The 5,731-nt window shown below is 72.1% G+C and carries 5 protein-coding genes; all 5 read right to left on the bottom strand.

What is annotated here, in order from left to right; genetic code table 11:
• Nucleotides 1-970 (bottom strand): 2Fe-2S iron-sulfur cluster-binding protein (locus tag OZN99_RS23740; RefSeq protein ID WP_270937730.1); only part of this gene is annotated, 970 nt, incomplete at its 3' end.
• The gene (locus OZN99_RS23735; RefSeq protein WP_270937729.1) at nucleotides 960-1,850 is read right to left on the bottom strand and encodes a polysaccharide deacetylase family protein; all 891 of its coding nucleotides are present in this window, start codon (nucleotides 1,848-1,850) and stop codon (nucleotides 960-962) included. The genes OZN99_RS23735 and OZN99_RS23740, both read right to left, overlap by 11 nt.
• Nucleotides 1,847-3,412, bottom strand: a complete 1,566-nt coding sequence (gcvPB, locus tag OZN99_RS23730; protein ID WP_270937728.1) for an aminomethyl-transferring glycine dehydrogenase subunit GcvPB — start codon at nucleotides 3,410-3,412, stop codon at nucleotides 1,847-1,849. The genes OZN99_RS23735 and gcvPB overlap by 4 nt, the downstream gene beginning before the upstream one ends.
• Entirely contained in the window at nucleotides 3,409-4,800 is a 1,392-nt protein-coding gene (gcvPA, locus tag OZN99_RS23725; protein WP_270937727.1) for an aminomethyl-transferring glycine dehydrogenase subunit GcvPA, read from the bottom strand. Before gcvPA ends, gcvPB begins: the two co-directional genes overlap by 4 nt.
• A gap of 17 nt (nucleotides 4,801-4,817) precedes the next feature.
• Nucleotides 4,818-5,731: ATP-NAD kinase family protein (locus OZN99_RS23720; protein WP_270937726.1), on the bottom strand; the 914-nt coding region annotated here is incomplete at its 5' end.

The following is a 5,731-nucleotide window of genomic DNA, read 5'->3' as shown; positions in this document are numbered from 1 at the left end:
GCGCCAGGGTGGCGACATAGCGCGCGCCCTTGGCCGCCAGCGCCAGGTCGGCGGCCGCCATGGCCAGCGCCTCGCGCCAGCGCAGGCGCGGCGGCGGCGATGCCTCCGCCACGGCCACGACCTCGGCACCTGCCTCCGCCAGTTCGCAGGCGACCTGCAGGTTGAGCGGCCCGTTGCCCGCGACCAGCACGCGCCGGCCGGGCAGCGTGCGGTAGCTGCGCCACAGCGTCTGCGCGGCCCCCGTGGTCATCACGCCTGGCAGCGTCCAGCCCGGCACGACATGCGGGCGCTCATAGGCGCCGGCCGCCACGATCATCGCGCGCGGCGCGACCAGCCGCGTGCGCCGCCCGTCGAACACCGCGAGCCGGTCCAGGTCGAAGGCGCCCCACAGCTCCGCCCCGCGCAGGATGCGAGCGCCGGAGGCTTCCGCGGCGACGGCCAGCGCGGCGCCCTCGGATTGCTGGGCATCGAGTGGCGGCGCGCCGGTGCCGGGCGCGGGCTGCTTGTAGTACTGGCCGCCGAGCGCTGGCCGCTCCTCCAGCAGCAGCACCTCGAGGCCGCAGCGCCGCGCGGCAATGGCGGCGGAGAGGCCGCCGGCGCCGCCGCCGAGGATCAGCAGGTCCACGACCTCGGGCGTCGGCAGCGGGCCATCGTCGGGCGGAGGGACGGCGCCGATGGGCACCCGCGCCGCGCCGGGGAAGTCCTGGTGGCGCAGCTGCATCCCGGTGGCGGCCTTGGTCATGCAGGCGCGCGCGTTGGGGGCGCCGTCCACCTCCACCAGGCAATCCTGGCAGACACCCATGCCGCAGAAGAGGCCGCGCCCCTCGCCATCCAGGCCGCGGCGCGTCGCGCGCAACTCCCGGATGCCGGCGGCGGCGAGCACGGCGGCGACGGTCTGGCCGGGTGCGATCGCGATCTCGCGCGCGGCGCCGGATGCGTCGTGCCAGGTCAGCGTGGGTTCAGGCGGCATGGGTCAGCGCGTGGCGGGCAACATCGGCATGGGTGGCGAACCAGCAGCCGCCCTTGGCGGCCGCGTGGCGCAGGATCTCTTCCAGGATCCAGATGCGGCTGCGATAGCCGATGACGAAGGGATGCATGACCAGCTGGAAGACGCTGCCCTCCTCCCACGCCGCGTCTAATTCGCGCAGGAAGATGCGCAACACGTCCTCCGGCGTCGCGTAGGGGCGCGTCGCGGGGTTGCGGTTGAACAGGAAGTAGACGGCGTCGTCGCGCAGCCACTCCACCGGGATCTCGACGAGGCCGGTCGGCGCGCCGTCCAGCAGCAGCTCATAAGGTTCCTCATCCGCCATCAGGCTGCTGTCGTAGAGCAGGCCGAGTTCCTTCACCGTGGCCACGGTGTGCGGGCTGGTGTCCCATTGCGCGGCGCGGTGGCCGACGGGATCGCGGCCGGAGAGCTTCGCCAGCGTGTCGCGCGCGCGCAGTATCAGCTCCCGCTCGGTCGCCGCGTCGAGCAGCGAGGTATTCTCGTGGATCCAGCCATGGATGCCGATCTCGTGGCCGGCCGCGGCGATTCGCGCCGGCTCCTCCGGCCCGATCAGCGCGGCGACGGCGGGGCAGAAGAAGGTGGCGGGCGCGCCGTGACGCTCCAGCACGGAGAGGATGCGCGGCACGCCGACGCGCCGGCCGAACTCGCCCCAGGCCAGGCGGCCGATCGCCTCCCCGCCCGCGCCCATCTCGAAGGTCTCATGGTCGCAGTCGAAGGAGAGCGCGACGGCGCAGCGCGCGCCACCCGGCCAGGATGGCGGGCGCAGCCGCCGGCCGGCACGAACGCGGGCGACGAGGCCGCGCCAACGTTCCTCCGGCCACTCCCAGGGCTTCGGAGCCGTCACTCCGCCGCCTGCTGCTGCGCCTGGCCGCGGTGCTTGCGAAGATAGGCGCGCCAGGTGGTGGCCCAGCGCGCGGGATCCTCGCAGCCTTCGCCATTCACCTTGGCGATGGCGGCGTTGTGCGGCGCGGACTTCACAACATCCGGGTTGGCATAGGCTTCCTCGCAAACCTTGCGCACCACGGCGACCCAGGTGTCGATGTCCTCCTTCGACCAGAGCTCGCCGGCTTCCGGCGTGAAGGGCTCGGGGAACAGCCAGGGCTCGTGGGCCAGCCAGGGGGCGTCCACGCCGTAGTCGGTCATGCGGTTCGCGACCTCGCCGACGCCGATGCCCGTCTCCTCCTTCAGCGTGCCCAGCGAGTAGCGTGTCATCTCCATGCGCGGCCCGTCGATCGTCGGGTGCGACTTCGACACGCCGCGGATCGCGAGCAGGCCCTTCTCCATGTAGTTGTTGGCGAGGACCGAGATGTCGGAGGCCTCGTTGATGCCCTCAGCGCCCATGCCGCGCGCCCAGGCATAGGCGCGCATCACGATGTGCAGGTTGCCCATGAATTCGCGCACCTTGCCGACGCTCTTCTCCGGCAGGTCGAGCGTGAAGCCGGAGGCGGTCTTGTTCACCATCGGCTTCGGCAGGAAGCGCGCCAGCTCCTCGGTGCAGCCATAGGCGCCGGTTGCGGGGCCGCCGCCGCCCTTCGGGCCGCCGAAGGTCTTGTGCAGCATGAACATGCAGGCGTCGAAGCCCAGGTCGCGGGCGCGGATCTTGCCCATCACGCCGTTGAAGTTGGCGTGGTCGTAGAAGGCCAGCGCGCCGGCTTCCTTCACCAGCCGCACCCATTCCTTCATGTGCGGGTTGTAGATGCCCATGTCGTCGGGGTTGTTGATCATCAGCGCCGCGGTGCGCGGGCCGATCGCGGCCTTCAGCGCCTCCACGCTGGGGTAGCCGCCTTCCTCCAGCGGCAGGGTGATCACCTTGAAGCCGCCGGCGGCCGCGGTGGCGGGGTTGCAGGGATGCGCCTGGATCGAGGTGACGATCTCGTCGCGCTGCCCGAGCTGCCCGGTCGCCTCCAGCCAGCCGCGGGTGACGCAGACATGGGTGTAGGCTGCATCCGCGCCGCCGGCCGCCTGGAAGGTGAAGCGATCCATGCCGGACAGCGCCTTCAGGATCTGCTCGAAGTTCCAGACGATCTCGAGCAGGCCCTGCAGGGTGGAGGGATGCTGCAGCGGGTGCAGCTCCGCCATCTGCGGGCGCAGGCCCAGCGCCTCGCTGACGCGCGGGTTGTACTTCATGGTGCAGGTGCCGAAGAGGCTGATGCCGACCATGCCCAGCACCTGCTGCGAGAGGCGGACGTAGTGCCGCAGCGTGTCGTGCTCCGTCATCTCCGGCAGCACGGGCGGCACCTTGCGGCGCATCGCGGGCGGCAGCAGGTCGGCGGCGGGGCCGACGGCCTGCACCGCCGCCTCCGGCGCGGCGAAGGTGATGCCGCGCCGGCCGGGCGCGCCGAGCTCCATCACCACCGGCTCGTTCCAGCGGGCCTGGTGGTATTCGCGGGGCGTCACGTCGCTCATGCCACGATCTCCTGCAGGGCGGCGGCGAGCCGCGCGATGTCGTTGGCGGTGTGCATTTCCGTCACGGCGTAGAGCGCGCTCTGGCCGAGGGCGGGGAAGTCGGCCGAGAGGTCACGGCCGCCGAAGATGCCCTTCGCGCGCAGTGCGTCGTTCACCTGACCCACGGTCTTCCCGGTGCCGTCGAAGTTCACCACGAACTCCTTGAAGTAGCCGCAGGGGAAGGCGATGCGCAGCCCCTTGATGCCGCCCAGCACATGCGCCGCATGATGGCTGCGCTGCACGATCACCTCGCCGACCTCGCGGAAGCCCTGCGGCCCGAGCAGCGCCATGTAGGCGGCGCAGCCGATGGTCGTCAGGTACACCGAGTTGCCGGTCCAGTCCTTGCCTTCCTCCCGCATGCCGTAGCTGGACTGGTGCGCGAGGCTCAGCGCGAAGCCGTGCTCGCCGGGCTTGTCGGTGGGCGCAATGGAGATGTTGAGCGTCGGGTATTCGCGCGCGTAGCGCTCCTCGTCGCGCGACGCGATGAAGCCGCCCGCGCCGCCGCCCGCGGACATGTGCGCGCCCAGCGTCTGGATGGTGCCGACGCAGATGTCCGCGCCGTAGTCGCCGGGTGGCGCCAGCACGCCGAGCGAGATCGGATCGACGCCGACGATGAACTCCGCGCCCGCCGCATGGGCCAGCTTGCCGATCTCCGCGCCGCGCGCCTCGATCACGCCGAGGAAGCCGGGGTTCTCGATGTAGACCGCAGCGGTCCTGGCCGAGAGCTTCGCCTTCAGGTCCGCCATGTCGAGCATGCCGCTGGCCTGCTCGAAGGCCACCGGCACGACGGCGATGTGGCCGTGGCTGCCTTCCGGCTCGCAATACTGGCGCAGCACGTCCAGCCGCTCCGGATCCATGCCGGCGGGCACCAGCACCTCGCGCCTTCCGTTCAGCCGCGCCGCCATGCGCACGGCGTTGCCGATGGCGCAGCCCCAGGAATAGACGGGCAGGCCGACGAATTCGAGGCCGACGAGCTCGCCCATCATGGAGCAGAACTCGAACCAGGCCTGGTTGCGGCCGTGGTCGGACATCGGCGTGCCCCAGACGCTGGTGAGGAACTCCGTCCGCCCCACCACCTCGTCCACGATGGCGGGCACATGGTGCTGCCAGATGCCGGCGCCCAGGAAGGACAGGTCCTGCTCGCAGTCCCGGTTCTTCTTCAGCAGGTCCAGCATGTGGCGCTTCAGCGCGACCTCGCTGGCCAGCGCCGGCGGCAGATCCAGCCTGCCGCGGAAGCGGTGCTCCGCCGGGATCTGCGCGAAGAGCGATTCGATGTCCGGCGCGCCGATCGCGGCGAGCATCGCCGCCTTCGCCTCCGGCGTCGCATTCGCCATCCAGGGGTGTGCCATACGCCTCTCCCTTCCCGTCAGTTGGCCGGCGCCGCGATGCGCATCACCATGCGCTGTCCCGGCGCGGTGTGCACCTGGATGTAGCCCGCCAGCATCGCATCGACCTCGGCCTCGCCGGTGTCGACATGCAGCACCGGCGGGTCCAGCGCCGCCAGCTTGGCGGCGCCGGTCACCACCATGATGTTGGGGCGGCCGACGCGGCGGATCACCTCCGCGCTGATCTGCTGGTTGCCGCGCCCGAACAGGAATCCCTGCCCGCCGGTGACCGAGGCGACGATGCCGGCGCCCCCTGCCCCCGCGCGGTCCAGCAGGCGCAGCAGCTGCGCCTCCGTCGCGTCGAGCGCGATGGGGCGGCCGCCGAGCGCGACGTCCACGCCGAGCAGCGTGCCCTCGAATCCCAGCGCGCGCTTGATGCGTCGCGTGGTGGTGCCGCAGCCCAGGATCATCAGCCGGTCTGCCGGCCAGTCGCGGACAATCACGCGGGCCAGCGCATCCAGCGCCGCCTCATCATCGGGCCGCGCCGCCCCCTTGCAGGCCTGCATCAGCGCACGCGCATGCGGCACGCGGGCCAGGCCGTAGAGGCGGGCTGAGACGCGGCCCTCGCGCAGCGCGGCCTCGTCGATGTCCATCACCTCCGCCTCCCGCAGGCGGATGCCGCTGCCGTCCAGGAACTGCGCGGCGGTGCTGCCTGCGGCCAGCGGGCTGTTGCCGAACACGGCGGAGTGCATCTTCACGCCGGTCGGCACGCCGAGGATCGGCACCTCCGTGCCCACGGCGCCGACCACGTCGCGCGCCGTGCCGTCCCCGCCCGCGAACAGGATCAGGTCCACGCCAGCCCGGCGCAGCGCGGCGGCCGCCGCGGCGGTGTCGGCGCCGGTGCCGGTCGGCGCCGGCAGATCGGGCAGGATCGTGGCGCGCAGCCCCGCCGCGG

Origin of the sequence: Falsiroseomonas oryzae, from assembly GCF_027856955.1 — a bacterium.
GTDB classification, from domain to species: Bacteria; Pseudomonadota; Alphaproteobacteria; order Acetobacterales; family Acetobacteraceae; genus Falsiroseomonas; species Falsiroseomonas oryzae.
The sequence above is the reverse complement of the archived record's forward strand: the minus strand, read 5'-3'. Positions and strand labels throughout refer to the sequence as shown.

Bases quoted from the DNA above. Each gene is read 5' to 3' on its own strand.
- gcvPA (WP_270937727.1), bottom strand. From the start codon at position 4,800: ATGGCACACCCCTGGATGGCGAATGCGACGCCGGAGGCGAAGGCGGCG.
- gcvPB (WP_270937728.1), bottom strand. From the start codon at position 3,412: ATGAGCGACGTGACGCCCCGCGAATACCACCAGGCCCGCTGGAACGAG.